Raw genomic sequence first — 21,982 nt, forward strand, 5'->3', positions numbered from 1 at the left:
TAGACTGACGGCATGAGTGAGCAGTCGCCTGTGCCCTCCGTCCATCCCGCCACGTCGTCGATGCAGGCGCTGAAACGGGTTCGGACCCGGCACTTCCAGGCTGCGAAGGAGGAGGGCTCCCCCTTCACCGGCCTCACCAGCTACGACATGCTGACGGCGCAGATCTTCGACGAGGCTGGGATCGACTTCCTGCTGGTCGGCGACTCCGCCGGCAACAACGTCCTCGGTTACGACACCACGCTGCCGGTCACGGTGGACGACCTCATCCCCCTCACCCGCGCGGTCGCGGGAGCCGTCAAGCGGGCGTTCGTCGTCGCGGACATGCCGTTCGGCTCTTACGAGACCGGCCCGTTGGAGGCGCTGCACACCGCCGTGCGGTTCATGAAGGAGACCGGCGCCCACGCGGTGAAGCTGGAGGGCGGCCGACGCAGCGCCGAGCAGATCCGGCGCATCGTCGACGCGGGCATCCCGGTCATGGCGCACATCGGCTTCACGCCGCAGAGCGAGCACGGACTGGGCGGCCACCTCGTCCAGGGCCGCGGCGACGCGGCGGATCAGGTGCTCGCCGACGCGCACGCGGTCGAGGAGGCCGGCGCGTTCGCCGTCGTGCTGGAGATGGTGCCCGCGGAGGTTGCCAAGCGGATCACCGCCGAGCTGCGCATCCCGACGGTCGGCGTCGGAGCGGGCCCCCACGTGGATGGGCAGCTGCTTGTGTGGACGGACTGGGCCGGGTTCACAACCGGCCGGGTGCCGCGCTTCGTGAAGCAGTACGCCGACCTCAAAACAGTGCTGTCGGACGCCGCCCGGGCCTACAAAGCGGACGTGCAGGGCGGGACCTTCCCCACCGAGGAGCACAGCTTCTAGGGGGCGAGCCGTGCAGGAGGGGCGGGGAACCTAGCGGTTGTCGGCCGCGTCCTCCTCGGCCCACTTGGCGGAGTTCTCGCGCAGCTTCTCGAGCGCGTGCTCGGCCTCGTCACGGGTGTCGAACGGGCCGACCCGGTTCGGCGCCGGGGACAGGAAGCCCTGCTCGACCTCGCCGGTCTTCATGTTGTACCAGTACTTGTGCTCAGCATCCTGCGTGATGCCGTACTCGTCGCTCGTCATAGAGTTGATGGTATGCCCAAGGATTCCGCCGGTCACCTCCTCCCGGGTCGGGTCACCGCGATGCGTCCGGTGCCGAGCCGCATCCCGCGCCCGGAGTACGTGGGCCGTCCCGGGCCCGCGCCCTACACGCGCGGCGACGTCTACACGCCGGACGAGGTGGAGTTGATCCGCGAGTCCGGCCGGATCGCTGCTCAGGCCATCCAGGCGGTCGGCGACGCGGTCCGCCCTGGTGTGACGACCGAGGAGCTGGACGCGATCGGTCACGAGTTCCTGCTCGCCCACGACGCCTACCCGTCGACGCTGGGCTACCGCGGCTACACCAAATCGATCTGCAGCTCGATCAACGAGGTCGTCTGCCACGGCATCCCGGACGACACCGTCATCGACGACGGAGACATCGTCAACATCGACATCACCGCGTACAAGAACGGCTTCCACGGCGACAGCAACCAGACGTTCATCGCAGGGACCGCCTCCGAGGAGGTCGCACTGCTGGTCGAGCGGACCCGGGAGGCGCTGAACCGCGGCATCAAGGCCGTCGCACCGGGCCGCCAGGTGAACGTGATCGGCCGCGCCATCGAGTCGTACGCGAAGCGGTTCGGCTACGGCGTGGTCCGCGACTTCACCGGGCACGGCGTGGGCGCCGCGTTCCACTCGGGGCTGATCATCCCGCACTACGACGCCGCTCCGGCCTACGACGACGTGATGGAGCCCGGGATGGTGTTCACGATCGAGCCCATGCTCACCCTGGGAACTCACGAGTGGGAGATGTGGCCGGACGATTGGACGGTCGTCACCCGCGACCGCAGCATCACCGCCCAGTTCGAGCACACCCTCGTCGTGACGGAGCGCGGTGCCGAGGTGCTCACGCTCCCCTGACGGCCGGGGCGGCGCCGACGACGACACCGGATGGCGGCGCGGAGCGGTAGATTCGACCCATGACTTCGCAGAAGCACGCGATCGGCATCGACATCGGCGGCACGGGGATCAAAGGGGGCCTGGTCGACCTGACGACCGGCGAGCTGGTCAGCGACCGGGTCAAGCTCCCCACTCCCGCGGGCGGCAAGCCCGACGACATCGTGGAGACCACGAAGGAGATCGTCGAACAGCTGGCGAAGGAGGAGCCGGACGCCCCGGTCGGCGTCTGTTTCCCCGCGATCGTCAGCCACGGCGTCACCCTCTCCGCTGCCAACGTCGCCAAGGACTGGATCGGGCTGCACGCCGAGAACCTGTTCGAGAAGGCCCTCGGCCGCGACATCCACTTCGTCAACGACGCCGACGCCGCCGGCTACGCCGAGACGCGCTTCGGCGCAGCGAAGGGCAAGGACGGCCTCGTCATCATGACCACGCTGGGCACCGGAATCGGTTCCGCCCTCATCTACGACGGCATCCTCATCCCGAACGCCGAGCTCGGCCACCTGGAGGTCGACGGCCACGACGCGGAATCGCGTGCGGCCTACTCTGCCAAGGAGCGCGAGGACCTGAGCTGGGAGAAGTGGGCCAAGCGCCTGCAGAAGTACTACTCCACTGTCGAGTTCCTCTTCACGCCCGACCTCTTCATCGTGGGCGGTGGCGTCTCCAAGAACTACCAGGAGTTCCTCCCGCTGCTGAAGCTGAAGACGCCGATCGTCCCCGCCGTGCACCGCAACAACGCGGGCATCCTCGGTGCCGCGGCGCTGGCCGTCCGCGGCGAGCGCCGTGACCAGGGCGAGCGCGGACGCAGCGGCGAGGTAGCGACGCCCGACGACGCGCCCGCGCCCACCCCGGCCTGACGCTCATGGCTCGCGGCCGCCTGCGGGTGATGCTCGGAGCGGCCCCCGGCGTGGGCAAGACCTTCGCGATGCTCGAGGAGGGCGAACGCCTGCGCGAGCTGGGCACCGACGTGGTGGTCGCCGTGGTCGAGACCCACGGGCGGACGGCGACGGCCGCGCTGCTCGACGGGCAGGAGGTCGTACCGCGCCGCCTCGTGGAGCACCGCGGCGTGACGCTCAGCGAGCTCGACCTGGATGCCGTCCTCGCGCGGCGCCCGCAGCTGGCGCTTGTCGACGAGCTCGCGCACACCAACGCCCCCGGCTCCGGGCACGACAAGCGCTGGCAGGACGTCGAGACGCTGCTGGAGGCCGGGATCGACGTGATCTCGACCGTCAACATCCAGCACATCGAGTCGCTCAACGACGTCGTCGAGCAGATCACCGGCGTGCCGCAGCGGGAGACCATCCCGGACGCCGTCCTGCGCCGGGCGGACAGGATCGAGCTGGTGGATCTGGCGCCGCAGGCGCTGCGCGACAGGCTGGCCGAGGGCGTCGTCTACCCGGCCGCGCGGGTGGACGCGGCCCTGTCGAACTACTTCCGTCTCGGCAACCTGACGGCGCTTCGCGAGCTCGCGCTGCTGTGGCTCGCCGACGAGGTGGACAGCGCACTGCAGCAGTACCGGGCCGAGCACGGCATCGCCGGCACGTGGGAGGCGCGGGAGCGCGTCGTCGTCGCGCTGACCGGCGGGCCGGAGGGCGAGACCCTGCTTCGGCGCGGAGCCCGGATCGCCTCCCGCAGCTCGGGTGGCGAGCTGCTCGCCGTCCACGTCAGCAGCCAGGACGGCCTCCGCGAGGCAGCGCCGGGCGTTCTCGCCGCCCAGCGCGCTTTGGTGGAGCACCTCGGCGGCAGCTACCACCAGGTGGTCGGGGACGACATCCCGCGCACCCTGGTGGAGTTCGCGCGCGGCGAGAGCGCGACGCAGCTGGTGATCGGCGTCTCGCGGCGCAGCCGGCTGAACGCGCTCCTGACGGGCCCCGGCATCGGCGCGACAGTGATCCGCGAGTCGGGCGACATCGACGTCCACATCGTGTCGCACGCGCGCGCAGGAGGCCGCTTCTCGCTCCCGCGTCCGCGCGGCGGCCTCACGGTGCGACGCCGGGTCTACGGCTTCCTTCTCGCCCTCATCGCCGGCCCGCTGCTGACGTTGCTGCTGACCAGCGTCCGCTCCGGCGAGTCCATGACCGCCGACGTGCTCAGCTACCAGCTGCTGGTCGTGCTCGTGGCGCTCGTCGGCGGCATCTGGCCCGCCCTGTTCGCGGCCCTGCTGTCCGGTCTGACTCTCGACTTCTTCTTCGTGGACCCGCTCTACACGATCACGGTGGGCGAGCCCCTCCACCTCCTCGCGCTCATCCTGTTCGTCGTGATCGCCGCGCTGGTCAGCCTGGTCGTCGATCAGGCGGCACGCCGCTCCCGGGCGGCGCTGCGGGCAGCGGCGGAGGCGGAGCTGCTCGCCACGGTGGCCGGCGGTGTCATCCGCGGCGAGGATGCGGTGCAGGCGCTCGTGACCCGCACGCGCGAGGCGTTCGGGCTGACCAGCGTGCGCCTGGTCGCGACCGGCGCCGACGGCACGGAGGAGGTGCTGGCGTCCGACGGGGAGGTGTCCGAGTCGACGCCGGCGCAGCGTCTGCCCGTTCGCACCGGCCAGGAGGCGCGCGGCGGTCAGGACGCGCGAAACGCACCGGCTCCCCTGGGCTCGCTGGAGCTGCGCGGCCGAGACCTGGAGGCCGGGGACCGGCGGCTGCTCTCCGCGATCGTGGCCCAGCTGGAGGCTGCACTCGAGCACCGGGAGCTCTCGGCCGCCGCCGCGGAACTCGCGCCCCTCGCCGAGGCCGACCGGGTGCGCACCGCGCTGCTCGCCGCCGTCGGCCACGACCTGCGGCGTCCGCTCGCGGCGGCGACGGCCGCGGTCACCACCCTGCACCAGTCGGACCTCGGCCTCAGCCCGGACGACCGGGAGGCGCTGCTCGAGACCGCCGAGGACAGCCTCCAGAGCCTCGCGTCCCTCGTCACCGACCTGCTCGACGCCAGCCGCGTGCAGGCCGGAGTGCTGGCGGTGTCGCTCGCGCCCACCGAGCTGGACGACGTGATCCTCCCGGCTCTCGACGAGCTCGGGGTGGGGCCGGGCGACCTGGAGCTGGACCTCTCCCCCGCGGTGCCGCCGGTCCTCGCCGACGGGGTGCTCCTGCAGCGGGTGATCGTGAACCTGCTCGGCAACGCGCTCCGCTACAGCCCGGCGGGAACCCGGCCGGTGCTCGCCGCCAGCGAGTTCGCCGGCATGGTGCAGCTGCGGGTGATCGACCGCGGGCCGGGCATCCCGGCGGAGCGTCGGGAGGCGGTGTTCGCGCCGTTCCAGCGGCTCTCCGACACCGACAACGACTCCGGGATAGGGCTCGGCCTCGCCCTGTCGAAGGGCTTCGTGGAGGGGATGGGCGGCACGCTCGACGTGGAGGACACGCCGGGCGGCGGCCTCACCATGGTCGTCTCCCTCCCGGAGGCTGGAAGGGACGCATGAAGATCCTGATCGCCGACGACGACCCGCAGATCCTCCGGGCGCTCCGCATCCTCCTGACCGCACGCGGCTACCAGGTGCTGACGGCGAGGACAGGAGCCGAGGCGCTCTCGGTCGCGGTGGACGAGCACCCGGACCTCGTCATGCTCGACCTCGGGATGCCCGAACTGAACGGCATCGAGGTCATCGAGGGTCTGCGCGGCTGGAGCAGCGTGCCCATCCTCGTCGTCTCCGGCCGCACAGGGTCCGGCGACAAGGTGGACGCCCTGGACGCGGGCGCCGACGATTATGTCACCAAGCCGTTCGCGGCCGACGAGCTGCTGGCGCGCATCCGCGCCCTCACCCGGCGCCAGACGACCGCGACGGACGAGCCCGTCGTGGTCTTCGGGGACGTCACCGTGGACCTCGCCGCACGCCAGGTCACCCGGCGCGACGGCGACCAGGGAGGCGACTCGAGGCCTGTGCGGCTCACCCCGACGGAGTGGCAGATCCTCGAGCTGCTGGTGCGGAACCCGCGCCGCCTGGTGACCCGCCAGTCCCTCCTCACCGAGGTGTGGGGGCCGCAGTTCACGAAGGACACCGGCTACCTGCGGCTCTACCTGGCGCAGCTGCGCAAGAAGCTCGAACCGGAGCCGTCGCGCCCGCGCTACCTGCTCACCGAGCCCGGGATGGGCTACCGGTTCACGCCCGACGGCGACGCGGCCTGACCAGCTCTGACGAGCCGAGCGAGGGAATGGGCCGGCTGATACGCCGGGTTCTGTCACGGTGCCTCAGGCACCGCGGACGGCCATCTATCTCGGGACGACGTTGCCGCCGCCCTCCAGCGGTCTACCCGGGGACGAGACGAGCAGCCTCATGGTCCCCTGTCCGACCTTGCTCCGGGCGAGGTTTACCCAGCCGGCCGGGTCGCCCCGGCCGCTGGTGGTCTCTTACACCACCGTTTCACCCTTACCGCAGGCTTGCGCCTGAGGCGGTCTGCTTTCTGTTGCACTTTCTCGCGGGTTGCCCCGGGTGGGTGTTACCCACCGCCCTGCTCTGCGGAGCCCGGACGTTCCTCGGCGGCCCGCTGACGCGGACCGACGCGACCGTCTTGCCGACCCATTCCGGCCTCAACCCTAGCGCAGGCGGCTCACGCGGCCAGCAGCAGCGAGAAACGGTCGGCGCAGCAGGCTCAGAGCCCGGAGTCCTCCCCGCGGACCAGGATCGCCCCGCTGTCCGGGCAGAGCACCACATCGTCGGCCGCCGCGCGGCGGATCTCCGACAGGTCGGACCCGGTGAGCTTCACGTTCGAGCCCATCGAGACTCCGCGGATCAGGGCGGCGGCGCCGATGCCGTAGCGGGCGCGCTGCCGCTCGTACAGCTCGATGAGGTCGGCCGGCAGCGCTTCAGCGATCGTCGCACGGTCGGCGGCGGCGGCCTTCCGCTGCGCGTCCAGCTTGCCGCCCTCCTCGTCGCGCTGCGCTTCGAGCGCCTTGACTCGTTCGCCCAGCTCGGCGCGCTCGGACTCCACGCGGCCGAGCGCCTCCTCCAGGCCTTCGACCCGCTCCATGACGGTCAGCTCGATCTCTTCGAGGTCGTCCTTGCGCTTGGCGAGCGAGGCGAGCTCGGCTTCGAGGGCCTGCACGTCCTTCATGGATGCGCTCTGCTGCACGCGGTCGCTGTCTCGCTTGACCCGCGCCTCCACGATCTCGACGTCCGACTCCACGCGTTTCAGTTCTGCGCGGGCGTCCTCCAGCTCGCCGGTGGCGGCGATCCAGCGGGCGCGCAGCGCCTCGACCTCCGGCTGGAGCTTCGCGAGCTCGGCATTCTGCGGGAGGTTCTTGGTGGCGTGCGCGAGCTGCGCCAGGCGGGTGTCGGCGGCCTGCAGGCGCAGGAGCTCGTTCTGGTCGGCGGGGCTGGCTTTCACGATGCGGTGCTTCTTTCGTGCGGGGCGGTCATTGCAGGATGGCGAAGTCCCAGGGGTCGGTGCGCAGTTCGCTCACCACGACCTCCACGTCGGGAAGGGCGGCGCGCAGCTGGTCGGCCGCGGTGTCGAGCCACAGCCACTCGCTCGCCCAGTGGGACACGTCGAGCAGAGCGGGGCCGCCGCCGAGGGCGGCCTGCTCCCGCGCTTCGGACGCCGGGTGGTGGCGGAGGTCCGCGGTGATGTAGACGTCGGCCTCCCGGACGGCGGGCGACCCGAGCAGCGAGTCGCCTGCGCCTCCGCACACCGCGACGCGACGGACGGGCTGGTGGTAGTCGCCGGCCGCCCGGACACCGCCGGCGGTCGGCGGGAGGAGGTCGGCGACGGCACGCGCCAACGCGCCGAGTGTCGTCGGCTGGGCGAGGTCTCCCACCCGACCGATGCCGGTGACACCGTCGGAGGCCGGAGAGATCGGGGCCGTATCGTTCAGGCCCAGCCGGGACGCCAGCACAGCGCTGGTGCCGCCGGCGACCACGTCGGCCGTCGTGTGGGCCGCGTACAGCGCGACGCCGCCGCGGATCAGCGCCGCGAGCAGGGCGCCCTTGTAGCGGTCCTCCGCGATGCTGGTCACCCCCCGCAGGAGCAGCGGATGGTGGGCGATCAGGAGGTCGGCGCGCAGCTCGACGGCTTCGTCGACGGTCGCAGCGACGGCGTCGACCGCGAGCAGGATGCGCTCGACCTCGGCCGCCGGGTCGCCCGCGACCAGTCCCGGCGCATCCCACCCCTCGGCACCCGAGAGCGGCCAGAGCTGCTCGATGGTGTCACGGACGGAGGCGAGGGTGTGCGGCACGTCGATCAGCCTACGGGATCTGCTCCTGACGGCGGATGGCGGGCGACGCCGAGACCAGCGCCCCGAGCAGGCCGATCGCGAGCGCGACCAGCACTCCGATGTTGCTCGTCGCGATGCCCGCCTGCGGATCGACGCCGATCAGCCGGAACAGGTACCCCTCCCAGGCGAGCCAGCGGAGGGGCGAGCTCACCATCCCGAGCCCGACGACCGTCCCGGCCAGCAGCAGTGCCAGGTTCGTCCAGCGCCAGTCCGGGTACGCGCCGCCGCGCGTGAGCAGCGACTGCTGGTGGAACCGTCGGGTGCGGAGCATCATCTCCCCGGCGAAGACGCCGACCCAGGCGGCGACGGGGACCGAGATCGCGGTCGGGACCCCGCGGACGACGGCCGAGAGATCGGTCACCGTGGCGGCGAGCACCCCGCCCACGACGGCGATGGCCACACCGGCGATCAGCGTGTTCCCGCGTCGGCCGAATCGCGCGCCGGCCGCATCCAGTGTGAAACCGGTCGAATAGAGGGTGAGCACCAGGGCGGAGATGAGCGACAGCATCACCGCGAGGAGGAGCGGCACAGGGAACCAGTCCGGCAGCCCGAGGGAGGTCAGCGCGCTCACCGGGTCGCGTGCGAGCTCCCCGGCCAGCGCCGGCTGCGATGCGGCGAGCAGGCCGCCGTACGACACCAGGACGAAGGGCGGAACACCGGCGCCGAAGGTCGCCCACAGCATCGCGGCACCCCCGGACGACAGCGGACGCTGGTACCGGGCGACCTCCGCGCTGCTCATCGCCCAGGCGAGGCCGACGTAGCTGAACACGAGGACCGCTCCGGTGACGACGTGCGTCCACAGCGCATCCGGCACGGCCAGCGCCCGCGTCATGTCCACATGCCGCCAGGTCGCGGTCACCATGAGGACGATCAGCACGGCGGAGGCGATGGTCAGGACGAGTTGCACGCGGGCCACCAGCCGGTAGCCGACGTAGGCGACGCCGACGGCGACCAGGATGGTCACGGCGAGCGCGATCGTCGTCGCGCCGGCACTGTTGCCCGGCCACCGCTCCGGGGTCATCAGCGCACCGGCCGCCGAGCCCGCCAGCCAGAGCAGCACGGACCCCCAGAACAGCTTCACCACGAGCGCGAGGACCGTGGGGACGATGTTGCCGCGGATCCCGAAGGACGCGCGCGAGACCACCAGGGTCGGCTGCCCGCTCCACTTGCCCGCCAGCGTGCCGACCCCCAGCGGCAGGAAGGACAGCGCCACACCGACCAGGGTCGCGACGAGCAGCTGCCGCAGGTTCAGACCGAGGACGAAGAGCGTGGCGCCGACGCCGATGCTGATCAGGGAGGAGGTGCCGGCGAACCACAGCCAGAACATCCGGGAGGCGCCGCCCACCCGGCGGTCCACCGGTGTGGGCTCGAGGTCGGTCAGCTCGGGGGCGAGGAGGGAGCTGCCTGCGTGGCGGCCGCTCGTCGCGGTGGCCGCGTCATCGGCGGAGGCCGCGTCATCGGCGGAGGCGGGCCGTTCCCCTGTGGGCGGGGACGGCGAGGCGGGCGGCGCGGGCGGGGCGGGATCCGTGGGCGCGACCTCCGCCTCCCCATCCGGCGGTGCGACGGCCGAGTGAGGCGGGGCCACCGGAAGAAGGGGGACGGGCTCGGAATCGCGCGGGGCGAGGTCGGCGGGGACGAGATCCAGCGGCTCCGCCCGGGCGACGGTCTGAAACGTGGGAGGGGCGACGGGTTCGGGCGCAGGCTCCGGCTCGGTGTCCGCGTGACTGTCCGCAACCTGCGCCTGGGCCTGCGGTGTCCCGACGATCGGGATGGCGGTCGTGATCCGCGCCACTTCGGCCTCCAGAGCGCTGGCGAGCTCCTCGTCGCTGTGCCGCTCGCCGCGCCCGTGCCGCTCCATGACGCCACACTACGACGCGCCGCACCCGCGGCAAGAGAGGCGGACCACGCAATCGAAGTACCATCGGAGCGTGACCCCGACAGCGACCCCGTACGAGGACCTCCTGCGCGACGTGCTTTCCACGGGCGCCCACAAATCGGACCGCACCGGGACGGGGACGCGCAGCGTCTTCGGCCGCCAGCTGCGCTTCGACCTCTCCGAGGGATTCCCGCTCATCACCACCAAGAGGGTGCACTTCAAATCGATCGCGTACGAACTGCTCTGGTTCCTGCGCGGCGAGAGCAACGTGGGCTGGCTGCGTGAGAACGGGGTCACCATCTGGGACGAGTGGGCCGATGAGGAGGGCGAGCTCGGCCCGGTCTACGGCGTGCAGTGGCGTTCGTGGCCGACGCCCGACGGCCGCCACATCGACCAGATCCAGCAGGTCATCGACACCCTGAGGACCGATCCCGACTCGCGACGCATCATCGTCTCGGCGTGGAATGTCGCGGACATCCCCGACATGGCCCTCGCACCGTGCCACGCGTTCTTCCAGTTCTACGTCGCCGACGGCCGCCTCTCCTGCCAGCTCTACCAGCGCAGCGCGGACATGTTCCTCGGCGTCCCCTTCAACATCGCGAGCTATGCGCTGCTGACGATGATGGTCGCGCAGCAGGTCGGCCTCGAACCGGGAGAGTTCGTCTGGACCGGCGGCGACGTACACATCTACGACAACCACGTCGAGCAGGTGACGGAGCAGCTGACCCGCGACCCGTTCCCCGCGCCCCGCCTGCGGTTCGCCCGGAAGCCGGACAGCATCTTCGACTACCGCTTCGAGGACTTCGTCGTCGAGGACTACCAGCACCACCCCGCCATCCGCGCGGCGGTCGCCGTATGACGCTTGCGCTGATCTGGGCCGAGGCGCACGACGGCGTCATCGGCGCAGGCGGGGTCATGCCGTGGCACCTCACCGAAGACCTGAAGCACTTCAGAACGCTGACCGGCTCGGATCCGGTCATCATGGGCCGCCGCACCTGGGAGTCCCTCCCCGAGCGCTACCGCCCCCTCCCCGGCCGCCGGAACGTCGTCGTGACCCGGCAGACCGGATGGGAGGCGCCCGGCGCCGAGGTCGTCCACTCCCTCGAGGAGGCGCTGTCCGCCACCGGTGACGCCCCGACCGTCTGGGTGACCGGAGGGGCCGAGCTCTACCGGCAGACCCTCCCCCGTGCCGACCGGCTCGAGGTGACCGAGATCGACCTCGACGTCGACGGGGACACCCGGGCTCCGCAGCCGGGCGACGGCTGGACCGTCGAGACCGGCGACTGGCTGACCGGATCGAACGGGATGCGCTACCGCTTCGTCACGTACACGCGCTGACGCGCGGGCGCACTGACGCGCGGGCGACGATCGGCCCCCGGCGCCTCAGCCCAGTCCGGCGACCAGGTTCACCGTCGCCGCGACGATGACCGTCCCGAACACGTACGACAGCAGGGTGTGCCGCAGGATCGCCCGCCGGATGTACGAGCTCCGGATGTTCGTGTCGGAGACCTGGAACGTCATCCCGAGCGTGAACGACAGGTAGGCGAAGTCGCTGTAGCGCGGCGACTCCTTCTGGTTGAAGTCGATCCCGCCGCCCGTCCGGTAGTACATCCGGGCGTAGCGGAGGGCGTACAGCGTGTGCACCAGCGTCCAGGAGAGCGCGACGCTCAGCACCGAGAGCAGTGCGACGCCGAGCTGCTTGCCGCCGCTGAGGTGCTTGGCGTCCACCAGGATGTAGACCACGGCGAAGATGCTGGCTGCGGCGGCGAGGAGCAGGACGAAGTCCGCGGTCCGGCGACCCGGGTCCTCCAGCGTCGCGTGATCCTTCGTGGCCTGGCTGTCCAGCCTCCACACCGCCAGCCAGACCCAGGTGATGTACACCAGGCAGGCGGCGGCCCATCCGGCGATGATCGCGTAGTGCCAGGCGTTCAGCAGGCCGGCGGCGATGCCGACCACCACGCCGGCGGCGATCGCCGTGGTCATCCTGGCGCCGGTCCGGCCCCGGCCGCGGTTCAGTTCGTCCGTCACACTCCGGATGCTCGCACACCCGGCTGAGCGGACCGGTGCGCACCGCCGGTACGATCGATGACGTGACCTCCGCACCGCTCTCGCCGTCCCCCCTGGCCGACCTCGACGCCGCGTCGCTCCGTGAGGCGCACGCCTCCTTCGCGCGCGCCTACGACGAGCTGAAGGCCGCAGGCCTCTCGCTCGACATCACGCGCGGAAAGCCGTCAGCCGAGCAGCTCGACCTCTCGAACGACCTGCTCCACCTGCCGGACGGCGCCTTCCGGGATGCCGCGGGCACCGACCTCCGCAACTACGGCGGCCCCAACGGTCTGCCGGGGCTCCGCGCGATCTTCTCGGACGCGCTGCGGGTGCCGGTCGCCCAGCTGCTCGCGCTCGGCAACTCCAGCCTCACTGTCATGCACGACACCATCGCGCAGGCGCTGCTGCACGGCGTCCCGGGCGGCGAGCTGCCCTGGGCGAACCAGTCGATCAGCTTCCTGGCGCCCGTTCCGGGCTACGACCGGCACTTCACCATCCTCGAGCGCTTCGGCATCCGGATGATCCCGGTCCCGATGAACGAGAACGGACCCGACATCGAGGCGGTCGCCTCTCTGCTGGCAGCGGACGACAGCATCAAGGGCATGTGGTGCGTGCCCGTGTACTCGAACCCGACCGGCGCCGTCTACAGCGAGGAGGTCGTCCGCGCCCTCGTCTCGCTGCCCGCGGCGCCCGACTTCCGCCTGTTCTGGGACAACGCCTACGTCGTGCACCACCTCAGCGACGACAGGCCCGAGCCGATCGACGTGCTGGCGCTGGCCGCCGAGGCCGGCAACCCGGACCGCCCGCTGATCTTCGCCTCCACCTCCAAGGTCACGTACCCAGGAGCCGGCGTCGCGTTCTTCGGGGCGTCGGAGGCCAACGTCGCCTGGTTCCAGCACAACTCGGCCGCGCAGAGCATCGGCCCGGACAAGATCAACCAGCTGCGCCACGTGCAGCTCCTGAAGGACGCCGACGGCCTGGTTGCACACATGGAGAAGCATCGCGCGATCCTCGAACCGAAGTTCGCCGCCGTCGACGCGGTCTTCGGCGAGCGACTGCTCCCCTGGGCCGCCGGCGCGTGGAACGCGCCGAAGGGCGGCTACTTCGTGAGCCTCGACGTCGTCGACGGCTCCGCGAGGCGGGCGATCCAGCTGGCGAAGGAGGCCGGCATCGCGGTGACGCCGGCGGGGTCCACCTTCCCCTACGGCGACGACCCGCGGGACGCGAACATCCGCATCGCTCCGACGTTCCCGCCGCTCGGCGAGCTGACGACCGCGCTCGACGGGCTCTGCACGGCGATCCTCCTCGCCGCGGCGGAGACCCTGCTCGACGGCCAGGAGTAAGAGTGACGAGCTGGGTCGTCCGGCCGAGCACCGAGGACGACTGGCAGGCGTACCGCGCGCTGCGGTTCGAGATGCTCGAGGATGCGCCGATCGCGTTCCTCGAGACGCTGGAGCAGGCACACCGTCACCCCGACGAGCACTGGAAGCGTCGCGCAGCCAACACGTCGGCGACCTCCCGGCTGTTCGCCGCGGTCGCCGACGACGGCCGGTGGCTGGGCAGCATGGGCGGCTACCAGTCCACGCCCACGTCCGACCCGTACCTCGTGGGCGTCTACGTCAGCCCCGCCTGGCGCGGCCGGCACCTCGGGATGACGGGCGCCCTGCTCGACGCGGTCATCGACTGGGCGCGCGGGAGAGGTCCGCGCCTGCTCCTCGAGGTGCACGAGGACAACCAGGCGGCCATCCGCTCGTACCTGAGCCGCGGGTTCGTCTTCACCGGGCGCACGCAGCCGTACCCGCTCGACCGTACGGCGGACGAGCGGGAGATGGCTCTCCCGCTCGTCCCGTGACGTCCGGTCAGACCTCGCCGAAGCCGGTGTCGACCAGGTCGGCGAGGGCGTCCACAGCCGGGCGGCCCTCCGGATCGTCGGTCGCGATCCGCGCGGTCGACCCTGCCGTGAGCCCGAGGGACATGATGCCGAGGAGGCTCTTCGCGTCCTTGCCGTTGACGGTCACCTTCGCGGGGAAGGTGTTGGCCAGCTTGACGAACTCGGCCGCAGGCCGGGCGTGCAGCCCCTCCGGGTTGCGGACGAGGACTTCGCGCTCGTAGGGGCCGGAGGCGGCGGGCTCCGCTGTTGCGGCCGACGCAGCCCCGCCCCACGCGTCGACCGCACCCCGCGCCGCAGCGACGACCGCATCGAGGTCACCGCCGGACTCGGCGGCGACGGCGGCCGCCACACCGCCCTCCACGAACGGCACATCCACGACGCGGACCTGCGCCCTCTGCCCCTCGTCGAGCATGTCGAGGACCGTCTCGGCGGTCAGCAGCGCGGAGCCCAGGTCGCTGACGACCACGACCCCGTCACCGCTGTCGGCCTCCGAGACGCCGGCCATCACCTTGGTGAAGCTCGTCCCGATCCCGCCGTCGTCGGTCCCTCCGGCGGCGACCAGACGGACTGAGCCCGCCATCTGCCCGGCGAGCTGGACCATCCCCGCCGCGATCTGCTCGCTGTGCGAGACGAAGACGATGCCGACCTTTCCGGTCATCCCGCGCTCTCCGCGGTCTCCGCCGCCGCACGCAGCAGCAGCGCCGTCGACTGTGCGCCGGGATCCCGATGACCCGCGGACCGCTCGCCGAGGTAGCTCGCCCGTCCCTTTCGGGCGACCAGCGGCTCTGTCGCCTGGGCGCCCTTCTCGGCGGCCTCCGCCGCAGCGGCCAGGATGCCCGGAGCCGAAGCCCCGGACTCCTGTGCCGCACGCGCCGCATCCACCGCAGGCGTCCAGGCGTCGATCATCGTCTTGTCGCCGGGCTCCGCCTTGCCGCGCGACACGATCCCGTCGCGCGCCGCAGCCAGGGAGGCCACCAGAGCGCTCTCGTCGATCGCGTCCGCGTCGCCCAGCGGCTCGGCCGCCTTGAGGAACGCCGTGCCGTACAGCGGGCCCGACGCACCTCCGACCGTCGAGATCAGGGTCATGGCGACCGACCGGAAGGCGGCGTTCGGCGTCGCGTCGTCCGGGAGCTTCTCGAGGGCGGCCACGGACGCGCGCAGACCGCGGTCCATGTTCTCGCCGTGGTCCCCGTCGCCGATCTCGCGATCGAGCGTGTTCAGCTCCTGCTTGCGCCCGCCGATGGAGTCCGCGGCCGCGGAGATCCATGCTCTGACCCAGTTGGTGTCCAGCGTCATCGACGCCTCCCTGTCATCATCGGTTCGTCACTGTCGATTCGTCACTGTCGGTTCGCGGTCGCCGGTTACGGCTACAGTCCCCAGCGGAGCGCGGCGGTGTGGACCGGCGCGTCCCAGAGCTGCGTGAGCTCGTCGTCCAGCTTCAGCAGCGAGATCGACGCGCCCTGCATCTCCAGCGAGGTGACGAAGTTGCCCACCAGCGACCGGCTCAGCGTGATCCCGCGCTCGTCGAGGACCTCGGCCGCACGCCGGAACAGGATGTAGAGCTCGGACAGCGGGGTCCCGCCCATCCCGTTGACGAACAGCAGCACCGGGGAGCCGTCGAACGAGAGGTCGCTGAGGATCGCATCCATCATCCGGTCCACCAGCCGGTCGGCCGGCTCCAGCTTGATGCGCTCGCGGCCCGGCTCGCCGTGGATGCCCACGCCGAACTCGATCTCGTCCTCCGGGAGCACGAAGCCCGGCTCGCCGGCGTGCGGCACGGTGCCGTCCGTGAGCGCCAGGCCGATCGACCGGACGTTCGCGTTCACCCGCTCGGCGACGGCGGTCACCGTGTCGAGGTCGTCTCCGCGGTCGGCCGAGGCCCCCGCGATCTTCTCGACGAGGACCGTGCCGGCGACGCCACGGCGGCCCGCCGTGTAGAGGGAGTCCTGCACGGCGACGTCGTCGTTCGTCACGATCGAGCGCACAGTGATGCCCTCGGCGGCGACCAGATCGGCGGCGGTCTCGAAGTTCAGGACGTCGCCCGTGTAGTTCTTCACGATGTGGAGCACGCCCGCTCCGCCGTCGGCGGCCTTCGTCGCCTCGACGATCGGCATCGGGGTCGGCGAGGTGAAGACCTCGCCCGGTACCGCCGCGTCCAGCATCCCCGTGCCGACGAAGCCGGCGTGGAGGGGCTCGTGACCGCTGCCTCCGCCGCTGACCAGACCGACCTTGCCCTGTACGGGGCCGTCGGCCCGTGAGACGAAACGCGGTTCCTGGGACACCCTCACGATGTCCGCGTGAGCCCTGCCGAACCCCGCGAGGGACTCGGCGACGACGTCGGGTACGTCGTTGATGAGCTTCTTCATCGAAACCCTTCCTTCCACTGCTGTCAGTGCGTCGCCGCAACCCATTCGTCGAGCTTCGAGGCCGCGGCCCCGGAGTCGATCGCCTGAGCCGCGACCGCCATTTGCGAACGGAACCGATCCAGGATGGATACCTGGACCCTCGACGGGTCGGACGCGAGCTCGTAGGACACGAGCCCGGCTGCCGCGTTGAGCAGGACGATGTCGCGCACGGGGCCCTCTTCGCCCGCCAGCACGGCACGTACGACCGCCGCGTTGTACGCGGCGTCCTTCCCGAGCAGATCGTCGATCCTCGCGCGTGGGATTCCCAGATCGCGCGGGTCGATGTCGTGCTCGGTGACGAGGCCCCTCGAGACCTCCCAGACGTGGCTGTGACCGGTCGTCGACAGCTCGTCGAGCCCGTCGTCGCCCCGGAAGACCAGCGCGGTCGCGCCGCGGGTCTGGAACACGCCGACGATGAGCGGGATGCGGTCCAGGGTCGCGACGCCGACGGCCGACGCCTCCGGCCGCGCCGGGTTGCACAGCGGGCCCAGGTAGTTGAAGACGGTCGGCACGCCCAGCTGGGCGCGCACCGGTCCGGCGTTCGCGAAGCCCGGATGGAACGCGCTCGCGAACGCGAAGGTGATGCCGGCGCGGTCGAGCACCTCGGCGACGCGCTCCGCCGACAGCGTCAGGTCGATCCCGAGGGCCGCCAGCACATCCGACGAGCCCGACGAGGAACTGGCAGCGCGGTTGCCGTGCTTGATGACCGGCACACCGGCGGCCGCGGCGACGATGGAGGCCGTGGTCGACACGTTCACGGTGCCGAAACGGTCGCCGCCCGTGCCGACGATGTCGAGCGCCATCGGGTCGACGGGGAGCGGGACGGCGTGGTCGAGGATGGCGTCGCGGAAGCCGACGATCTCGTCGACGGTCTCGCCCTTCGCGCGCAATGCGATGAGGAAGGCGGCCAGCTGGGCGTCGGTCGCCTCGCCGATCATCACCTGATCCATGGCCCAGGCCGCGTCCGCCACGCTCAGGTGCTCCCCTGCCAGGAGAGACGTCAGCACGGACGACCAGGACTGCGTGTGGACCATGCTGCGATCCTATCGGCGGGCGACACGCCACGGCGATACCGGCCGGTTGGGCACGAATGAGGCTGCCCTAACCGGAAATCCGGTCGATTCAAGCCCCCTGAGTGGGAAAACCATGGGTTCTTTTCAGCCATAATGGGTTACGTGACGAGCACCTCCCTTTCTCCCTCAGCGAGTGCGCCGGCGATCAACCGGCCCAATGTCGTGGCCGTCGGCACGATCGTCTGGCTGGGCTCGGAGGTGATGTTCTTCGCGGGCCTGTTCGCGATCTACTTCACCCTCAAGTCCACGTCCCCCGATCTGTGGGCCGCTGAGACGCAGCACCTCAACATCCCGTACGCGGCGACCAACACGCTGGTCCTCGTGCTCAGCTCGGTCACCTGCCAGTTCGGCGTGTTCGCCGCCGAGCGCATGCAGCCGCGCCGGTCGGGCTCCGTGGTCCAGTTCTGGCGCTGGGGAATGGTGGAGTGGTTCACGCTCACCTATCTGATGGGCGCGGTCTTCGTGTCGGGCCAGGTCCTCGAGTACGCGACCCTGGTCTCCGAGGGCATCTCGCTCAGCGCCAACGCCTACGGTTCGGCGTTCTACCTGACCACGGGCTTCCACGCCCTCCACGTGACGGGCGGCCTCATCGCCTTCCTGCTCGTCATCGGCCGCGCTTTCGCGGTCAAGATCTTCGGCCACAAGGAGGCGACCAGCGCCATCGTGGTCTCCTACTACTGGCACTTCGTCGACGTCGTGTGGATCGGGCTGTTCGCGGTCATCTACATCATCCGATAGGAAACAGGAGCGTACTTCACCCCATGCGTCCCCCTCTCCGCGGCACAGCACAGTCCCGCAGCACCGCCAAGCCGGCCCGGAAGGCGAAGGCCTCCCGCAAGGCCGGCCGTCGTCATCCCCTGGCCACCGTCGCGCTCCTCGCGATCGGCCTCGGGCTGACCGGCGGCGCCTACGCCGCGTTCACCACCACGACGGCGTCCGCCGACGAGCCCGTCGCCGCCGCGAGCCAGAGCTCGGTCGACCAGGGCAAGAAGCTCTTCCAGTCGAACTGCGCCACCTGCCACGGCCTCGACGCGCAGGGCACCTCGGTCGCGCCGAGCCTCATCGGCGTCGGCGCGGCGGCGGTCGACTTCCAGGTCGGCACCGGACGCATGCCCATGGAGATGCAGGGCCCGCAGGCCCAGGAGAAGCCGGTCCAGTTCACCGACGACCAGGTCAAGGCACTCGCCGACTACGTCGCCTCGCTGGCTCCCGGCCCGTCCATCCCCGAGCAGAAGTACCTCGACGGCAAGGGCGACGCCGCCCACGGCGCCGAGCTCTTCCGCATCAACTGCGCGATGTGCCACAACGTCGCAGGCGCCGGCGGCGCGCTCACCGAGGGCAAGTACGCACCGCCGCTCACCGGCGTGAGCGCCCAGCACATCTACGAAGCCATGGTGACCGGTCCGCAGAACATGCCCGTGTTCAACGACCTCAACATCACGCCGCAGGGCAAGGCCGACATCATCACGTACCTGAAGTACATCCAGAAGAACCCGTCCCCGGGCGGCTTCGAGCTGGGGAACCTCGGCCCGGTCGCCGAGGGACTCTTCCTCTGGATCTTCGGTCTGGGCGCCATCGTCGCCCTCACCGTGTGGATCACGGCGAAGTCCAACTAGGTCCGACGAGCCGGCACACAGGCACGACACAGCGTAAGAAGGAGAGCAATGGCACAGGACGACAACGGCGGTCACGAGCTGACGCCCGCGCGTTCGTCTGAGGAGCACCGGACCGGAGACCCCGGTACCGCGGTGATCATCCGCGACGCGGTCGAGAACCCCGGGTTCCCGCCGCACCGACCGCGCGTCACCGACCTCGACCCGCGTAAGGAGCGGCGCGCCGAGCGCACCGTCTACACGCTCTTCTACCTGTCGATCGCGGGTTCCGTCTGGGCGGTCGCCGCGTACCTCGCCTTCCCGATCGTCGACGGCGACCCCGGCTCCGTGCGTCTGAACAACCTGTTCATCGGCATCGGCGGCGCGCTCGCCCTCCTCGCCCTCGGCATCGGCGCGGTGCACTGGGGCAAAGCCCTCATGCACGAGAAGGAGGGTGTCGACCTTCGCCACCCCGTCCGGGGCAGTGAGTCGACCACCGAGCGGGCGGCGGAGATCTTCCGCCAGGCCGACGAGGAGTCCGGCTTCAACCGCCGCACCCTGGTGCGCAACAGCCTGATCGGCGCGCTCATCGCCTTCCCGCTTCCCGCCGTCGTCCTCTTCCGCGGCCTCGCGCCGGCGAACGTAGACCCGGTGGAGGCGCTCTCGCAGACCATGTGGGCCAAGGGCGTCCGCCTGACCCGCGACCCGACCGGCACCCCGATCAAGGCGTCCGACGTGACGCTCGGCAGCGCCTTCCACGTGATCCCCGAGGGCCTGAACGAGTCCTCGGACAAGTTGGAGCAGAAGGCCAAGGCGGCCGTGCTGCTCATGCGCCTCAAGCCCGAAGACCTGCACGTCTCCAAGGGCCGTGAGAACTGGAACTACGACGGCATCGTCGCCTACTCCAAGATCTGCACGCACGTCGGGTGCCCTGTGGCGCTCTACGAGCAGCAGACCCACCACCTGCTCTGCCCGTGCCACCAGTCGCAGTTCGACATCACGCACGAGGCGCAGGTCATCTTCGGACCGGCGAAGCGGCCGCTGCCGCAGCTGCCGATCACCGTCGACGCCGATGGCTACCTGGTCGCCCGCAGCGACTTCCACGAGCCCGTCGGCCCGAGTTTCTGGGAGCGCCATTGAGCACCACGACCGCCGCACCCGCGGCAACGACTCAGGCCACGAAGGGTGGCTTCACGGCGGCAGCCGCGAACTACCTCGAAGACCGCACCAGCATCTCGGGCGCCGTCAAGGAGTTCGGTCGCAAGATCTTCCCTGACCACTGGTCCTTCCTCCTCGGTGAGATCGCGCTCTACAGCTTCATCGTCATCCTGCTGTCCGGCACCTTCCTGACGTTCTTCTTCCAGGCCTCCATGGCCGAGGTGGTCTACAACGGCTCGTACGTGCCGCTGAAGGGCATCGAGATGTCCTCCGCCATGCAGTCGGCGCTGAACATCTCGTTCGAGGTCCGCGGCGGCCTCCTGGTCCGCCAGATCCACCACTGGGCCGCGCTGCTGTTCGTGGCGGCGATCGGCCTCCACATGCTGCGCATCTTCTTCACTGGCGCCTTCCGCAAGCCGCGCGAGCTGAACTGGGTGATCGGCTTCGTGCTGTTCATCCTGGCCATGGCCGAGGGCTTCACCGGGTACTCGTTGCCGGACGACCTGCTCTCCGGCAACGGCCTCCGCATCATCGACGGCCTCGTCAAGGGCCTCCCGGTGGTGGGCACCTGGATCTCGTTCCTGCTCTTCGGCGGCGAGTTCCCGGGCAACGCGATCGTGGGCAGGCTCTACACGCTCCACATTCTCCTGCTGCCCGCGTTGGTGGTGGCCTTCATCGCACTGCACCTGATGTTCGTGGTCATCCACAAGCACACGCAGTACGCGGCCCCCGGGCGCACCCAGGGCAACGTGGTCGGCTACCCGGTCCTCCCGGTGTACGCGGCGAAGGCCGGCGGCTTCTTCTTCATCGTCTTCGGTGTCGTCACGCTGCTCGCGTCGCTCTTCACGATCAACCCGATCTGGCTCTACGGCCCGTACGACCCCTCCCCGGTGTCGGCCGGTACCCAGCCGGACTGGTACATCGGCTTCGCCGACGGCGCGCTGCGTCTTGTCCCGCCGGGCTGGGAGTTCGTCTGGCTCGACCGGACCTGGTCGTTCAACATCATCGTCCCGGTGGCGATCCTCGGACTGTTCATCGTGACGGTCATGTTCTACCCCTTCCTCGAGGCGTGGATCACAGGCGACAAGCGCGAGCACCACATCCTGGACCGTCCGCGCAACGCGGCGACCCGCACCGCTGTCGGTGCGGCCGGCGTCACGTTCTACGCGGTCTTCTGGGCGGCAGCGAGCTCCGACATCATTGCGACGCACTTCAAGCTCACGATGGAGGGCGTCATCCACACCCTCCAGGCGCTGCTGTTCATCGGCCCGCTCATCGCCTACGTGGTGACGAAGCGCGTCTGCCTGGCGCTGCAGAAGAAGGACCGCTCGATCGCCCTCCACGGCTATGAGAGCGGCCGCATCGTGAAGCTGCCCGGCGGCGAGTTCATCGAGGTGCACGAGCAGCTGAGCGACTACGAGCGCTGGCGTCTGGTCTCCTTCGAGAGCTACGAGCCGCTGATGCTGCGCCCGAACCGGCGCGGCAAGATCACGGCCACCGAGCGGATGCGCGCTGGCCTGTCCCGCTGGTTCTTCGAGGACCGCCTCGTTCCGCCGTCCCGCGGCGAGCTCGAGTCGGGACACGATCACCACTGAGCACCCACCACGCGGTAAGCGCCGGCGCGAACGAACGCGCCGGCGCTTTCGCATATCCGCCGATCGCGTGCTTTCTGTGACCGCTGAGTCCGTCGGTCGTGCCCGTCGGTTGTCCCCGTCCGCTGTCCC

At 70.6% G+C, this 21,982-nt stretch carries 22 protein-coding genes and 1 other RNA gene; 13 read left to right on the forward strand and 10 right to left on the reverse strand.

Going from position 1 to position 21,982, the window contains the following annotated elements:
* The first annotated feature begins 12 nt into the window (after nucleotides 1-12).
* Nucleotides 13-864 carry a 3-methyl-2-oxobutanoate hydroxymethyltransferase gene (gene panB / locus SB754_RS09110; RefSeq protein WP_410782004.1) on the forward strand — a complete coding sequence of 284 codons (852 nt, stop codon included), beginning with the start codon at nucleotides 13-15 and terminating at the stop codon, nucleotides 862-864.
* A gap of 30 nt (nucleotides 865-894) precedes the next feature.
* On the opposite strand, the gene SB754_RS09115 is transcribed toward panB, so the two are convergent.
* Complete coding sequence (locus SB754_RS09115) at nucleotides 895-1,104, reverse strand: SPOR domain-containing protein (RefSeq protein WP_410782005.1); 210 nt, start codon at nucleotides 1,102-1,104, stop codon at nucleotides 895-897.
* Nucleotides 1,105-1,116: 12 nt separating this feature from the next.
* Between SB754_RS09115 and map the strand changes: the two genes are divergently transcribed.
* Genes map through SB754_RS09135 form a run of 4 tightly spaced genes read left to right on the forward strand, consistent with a single transcriptional unit; the run spans nucleotide 1,117 to nucleotide 6,132 of the window.
* The gene (gene map, locus SB754_RS09120) at nucleotides 1,117-1,983 is read left to right on the forward strand and encodes a type I methionyl aminopeptidase (RefSeq protein ID WP_410782006.1); all 867 of its coding nucleotides are present in this window, start codon (nucleotides 1,117-1,119) and stop codon (nucleotides 1,981-1,983) included.
* Nucleotides 1,984-2,042: 59 nt separating this feature from the next.
* Complete coding sequence (gene ppgK / locus SB754_RS09125) at nucleotides 2,043-2,876, forward strand: polyphosphate--glucose phosphotransferase (protein WP_410782007.1); 834 nt, start codon at nucleotides 2,043-2,045, stop codon at nucleotides 2,874-2,876.
* 5 nt (nucleotides 2,877-2,881) lie between these two features.
* Nucleotides 2,882-5,428 (forward strand): ATP-binding protein, encoded by a 2,547-nt coding sequence (locus SB754_RS09130; protein WP_410782008.1) that lies wholly within the window; start codon nucleotides 2,882-2,884, stop codon nucleotides 5,426-5,428.
* Nucleotides 5,425-6,132, forward strand: coding sequence for a response regulator (locus tag SB754_RS09135; RefSeq protein ID WP_410782009.1), 708 nt, complete (start codon nucleotides 5,425-5,427; stop codon nucleotides 6,130-6,132). Before SB754_RS09130 ends, SB754_RS09135 begins: the two co-directional genes overlap by 4 nt.
* Nucleotides 6,133-6,155: 23 nt before the next feature.
* On the opposite strand, the gene rnpB is transcribed toward SB754_RS09135, so the two are convergent.
* From rnpB to SB754_RS09155, 4 genes are all read right to left on the reverse strand, one after another.
* Nucleotides 6,156-6,526: RNase P RNA component class A (gene rnpB, locus SB754_RS09140), an RNA gene on the reverse strand.
* A 70-nt stretch (nucleotides 6,527-6,596) separates the two neighbouring features.
* Nucleotides 6,597-7,331: a zinc ribbon domain-containing protein gene (locus SB754_RS09145; RefSeq protein ID WP_410782010.1), complete on the reverse strand. Its 735-nt coding sequence runs from the start codon at nucleotides 7,329-7,331 to the stop codon at nucleotides 6,597-6,599.
* A gap of 28 nt (nucleotides 7,332-7,359) precedes the next feature.
* On the reverse strand, nucleotides 7,360-8,178 hold the full coding sequence (locus tag SB754_RS09150; protein WP_410782011.1) for a Nif3-like dinuclear metal center hexameric protein: 819 nt from the start codon (nucleotides 8,176-8,178) through the stop codon (nucleotides 7,360-7,362).
* A 10-nt stretch (nucleotides 8,179-8,188) separates the two neighbouring features.
* Nucleotides 8,189-10,075 (reverse strand): purine-cytosine permease family protein, encoded by a 1,887-nt coding sequence (locus SB754_RS09155; RefSeq protein WP_410782012.1) that lies wholly within the window; start codon nucleotides 10,073-10,075, stop codon nucleotides 8,189-8,191.
* A gap of 70 nt (nucleotides 10,076-10,145) precedes the next feature.
* Between SB754_RS09155 and SB754_RS09160 the strand changes: the two genes are divergently transcribed.
* Both SB754_RS09160 and SB754_RS09165 read left to right on the forward strand, forming a co-directional pair.
* A complete protein-coding gene (locus tag SB754_RS09160; RefSeq protein WP_410782013.1) occupies nucleotides 10,146-10,952 on the forward strand; it encodes a thymidylate synthase in 807 nt (268 codons plus the stop codon).
* Nucleotides 10,949-11,431 (forward strand): dihydrofolate reductase, encoded by a 483-nt coding sequence (locus SB754_RS09165; protein WP_410782014.1) that lies wholly within the window; start codon nucleotides 10,949-10,951, stop codon nucleotides 11,429-11,431. Before SB754_RS09160 ends, SB754_RS09165 begins: the two co-directional genes overlap by 4 nt.
* A gap of 45 nt (nucleotides 11,432-11,476) precedes the next feature.
* On the opposite strand, the gene SB754_RS09170 is transcribed toward SB754_RS09165, so the two are convergent.
* A complete protein-coding gene (locus tag SB754_RS09170; RefSeq protein WP_410782015.1) occupies nucleotides 11,477-12,121 on the reverse strand; it encodes a DUF1345 domain-containing protein in 645 nt (214 codons plus the stop codon).
* A 62-nt stretch (nucleotides 12,122-12,183) separates the two neighbouring features.
* Here SB754_RS09170 and SB754_RS09175 point away from each other — a divergent pair, with 62 nt between their 5' ends.
* Nucleotides 12,184-13,482, forward strand: a complete 1,299-nt coding sequence (locus tag SB754_RS09175) for an aminotransferase class I/II-fold pyridoxal phosphate-dependent enzyme (protein WP_410782016.1) — start codon at nucleotides 12,184-12,186, stop codon at nucleotides 13,480-13,482.
* Nucleotides 13,483-13,484: 2 nt separating this feature from the next.
* Nucleotides 13,485-13,991: a GNAT family N-acetyltransferase gene (locus SB754_RS09180; protein WP_410782017.1), complete on the forward strand. Its 507-nt coding sequence runs from the start codon at nucleotides 13,485-13,487 to the stop codon at nucleotides 13,989-13,991.
* 7 nt (nucleotides 13,992-13,998) lie between these two features.
* Here SB754_RS09180 and dhaM read toward each other — a convergent pair whose 3' ends face one another.
* The 4 genes from dhaM to trpD all read right to left on the reverse strand — a co-directional run bounded on the left by dhaM (nucleotide 13,999) and on the right by trpD (nucleotide 17,469).
* A complete protein-coding gene (gene dhaM, locus SB754_RS09185; protein ID WP_410782018.1) occupies nucleotides 13,999-14,688 on the reverse strand; it encodes a dihydroxyacetone kinase phosphoryl donor subunit DhaM in 690 nt (229 codons plus the stop codon).
* Complete coding sequence (gene dhaL / locus SB754_RS09190; protein WP_410782019.1) at nucleotides 14,685-15,326, reverse strand: dihydroxyacetone kinase subunit DhaL; 642 nt, start codon at nucleotides 15,324-15,326, stop codon at nucleotides 14,685-14,687. The genes dhaM and dhaL overlap by 4 nt, the downstream gene beginning before the upstream one ends.
* 71 nt (nucleotides 15,327-15,397) lie before the next feature.
* Complete coding sequence (gene dhaK, locus SB754_RS09195; protein ID WP_410782020.1) at nucleotides 15,398-16,396, reverse strand: dihydroxyacetone kinase subunit DhaK; 999 nt, start codon at nucleotides 16,394-16,396, stop codon at nucleotides 15,398-15,400.
* A 23-nt stretch (nucleotides 16,397-16,419) separates the two neighbouring features.
* Nucleotides 16,420-17,469: an anthranilate phosphoribosyltransferase gene (trpD, locus tag SB754_RS09200; protein ID WP_410782021.1), complete on the reverse strand. Its 1,050-nt coding sequence runs from the start codon at nucleotides 17,467-17,469 to the stop codon at nucleotides 16,420-16,422.
* A 132-nt stretch (nucleotides 17,470-17,601) separates the two neighbouring features.
* Here trpD and SB754_RS09205 point away from each other — a divergent pair, with 132 nt between their 5' ends.
* Genes SB754_RS09205 through SB754_RS09220 form a run of 4 tightly spaced genes read left to right on the forward strand, consistent with a single transcriptional unit; the run spans nucleotide 17,602 to nucleotide 21,853 of the window.
* Nucleotides 17,602-18,246, forward strand: coding sequence for a heme-copper oxidase subunit III (locus SB754_RS09205; RefSeq protein WP_410782022.1), 645 nt, complete (start codon nucleotides 17,602-17,604; stop codon nucleotides 18,244-18,246).
* A gap of 23 nt (nucleotides 18,247-18,269) precedes the next feature.
* On the forward strand, nucleotides 18,270-19,124 hold the full coding sequence (locus SB754_RS09210; RefSeq protein WP_410782023.1) for a c-type cytochrome: 855 nt from the start codon (nucleotides 18,270-18,272) through the stop codon (nucleotides 19,122-19,124).
* 48 nt (nucleotides 19,125-19,172) lie between these two features.
* Nucleotides 19,173-20,240, forward strand: coding sequence for a Rieske 2Fe-2S domain-containing protein (locus tag SB754_RS09215; RefSeq protein WP_410782024.1), 1,068 nt, complete (start codon nucleotides 19,173-19,175; stop codon nucleotides 20,238-20,240).
* Nucleotides 20,237-21,853 carry a cytochrome b gene (locus tag SB754_RS09220; protein ID WP_410782025.1) on the forward strand — a complete coding sequence of 539 codons (1,617 nt, stop codon included), beginning with the start codon at nucleotides 20,237-20,239 and terminating at the stop codon, nucleotides 21,851-21,853. The genes SB754_RS09215 and SB754_RS09220 overlap by 4 nt, the downstream gene beginning before the upstream one ends.
* The last annotated feature ends 129 nt before the right edge of the window (nucleotides 21,854-21,982 follow it).

This window comes from Leifsonia sp. SIMBA_070 (assembly GCF_046534635.1).
In the GTDB taxonomy this organism is placed as follows: domain Bacteria; phylum Actinomycetota; class Actinomycetes; order Actinomycetales; family Microbacteriaceae; genus Leifsonia.

Excerpts from the sequence above, each read along its gene's own strand:
- panB (WP_410782004.1), top strand. The coding sequence starts at position 13 with ATGAGTGAGCAGTCGCCTGTGCCCTCCGTCCATCCCGCCACGTCGTCG.
- SB754_RS09115 (WP_410782005.1), bottom strand. The coding sequence starts at position 1,104 with ATGACGAGCGACGAGTACGGCATCACGCAGGATGCTGAGCACAAGTAC.
- map (WP_410782006.1), top strand. The coding sequence starts at position 1,117 with ATGCCCAAGGATTCCGCCGGTCACCTCCTCCCGGGTCGGGTCACCGCG.
- ppgK (WP_410782007.1), top strand. The coding sequence starts at position 2,043 with ATGACTTCGCAGAAGCACGCGATCGGCATCGACATCGGCGGCACGGGG.
- SB754_RS09130 (WP_410782008.1), top strand. The coding sequence starts at position 2,882 with ATGGCTCGCGGCCGCCTGCGGGTGATGCTCGGAGCGGCCCCCGGCGTG.
- SB754_RS09135 (WP_410782009.1), top strand. The coding sequence starts at position 5,425 with ATGAAGATCCTGATCGCCGACGACGACCCGCAGATCCTCCGGGCGCTC.
- SB754_RS09155 (WP_410782012.1), bottom strand. The coding sequence starts at position 10,075 with ATGGAGCGGCACGGGCGCGGCGAGCGGCACAGCGACGAGGAGCTCGCC.
- SB754_RS09165 (WP_410782014.1), top strand. The coding sequence starts at position 10,949 with ATGACGCTTGCGCTGATCTGGGCCGAGGCGCACGACGGCGTCATCGGC.
- dhaM (WP_410782018.1), bottom strand. The coding sequence starts at position 14,688 with ATGACCGGAAAGGTCGGCATCGTCTTCGTCTCGCACAGCGAGCAGATC.
- dhaL (WP_410782019.1), bottom strand. The coding sequence starts at position 15,326 with ATGACGCTGGACACCAACTGGGTCAGAGCATGGATCTCCGCGGCCGCG.
- dhaK (WP_410782020.1), bottom strand. The coding sequence starts at position 16,396 with ATGAAGAAGCTCATCAACGACGTACCCGACGTCGTCGCCGAGTCCCTC.
- trpD (WP_410782021.1), bottom strand. The coding sequence starts at position 17,469 with ATGGTCCACACGCAGTCCTGGTCGTCCGTGCTGACGTCTCTCCTGGCA.
- SB754_RS09205 (WP_410782022.1), top strand. The coding sequence starts at position 17,602 with ATGGGTTACGTGACGAGCACCTCCCTTTCTCCCTCAGCGAGTGCGCCG.
- SB754_RS09210 (WP_410782023.1), top strand. The coding sequence starts at position 18,270 with ATGCGTCCCCCTCTCCGCGGCACAGCACAGTCCCGCAGCACCGCCAAG.
- SB754_RS09215 (WP_410782024.1), top strand. The coding sequence starts at position 19,173 with ATGGCACAGGACGACAACGGCGGTCACGAGCTGACGCCCGCGCGTTCG.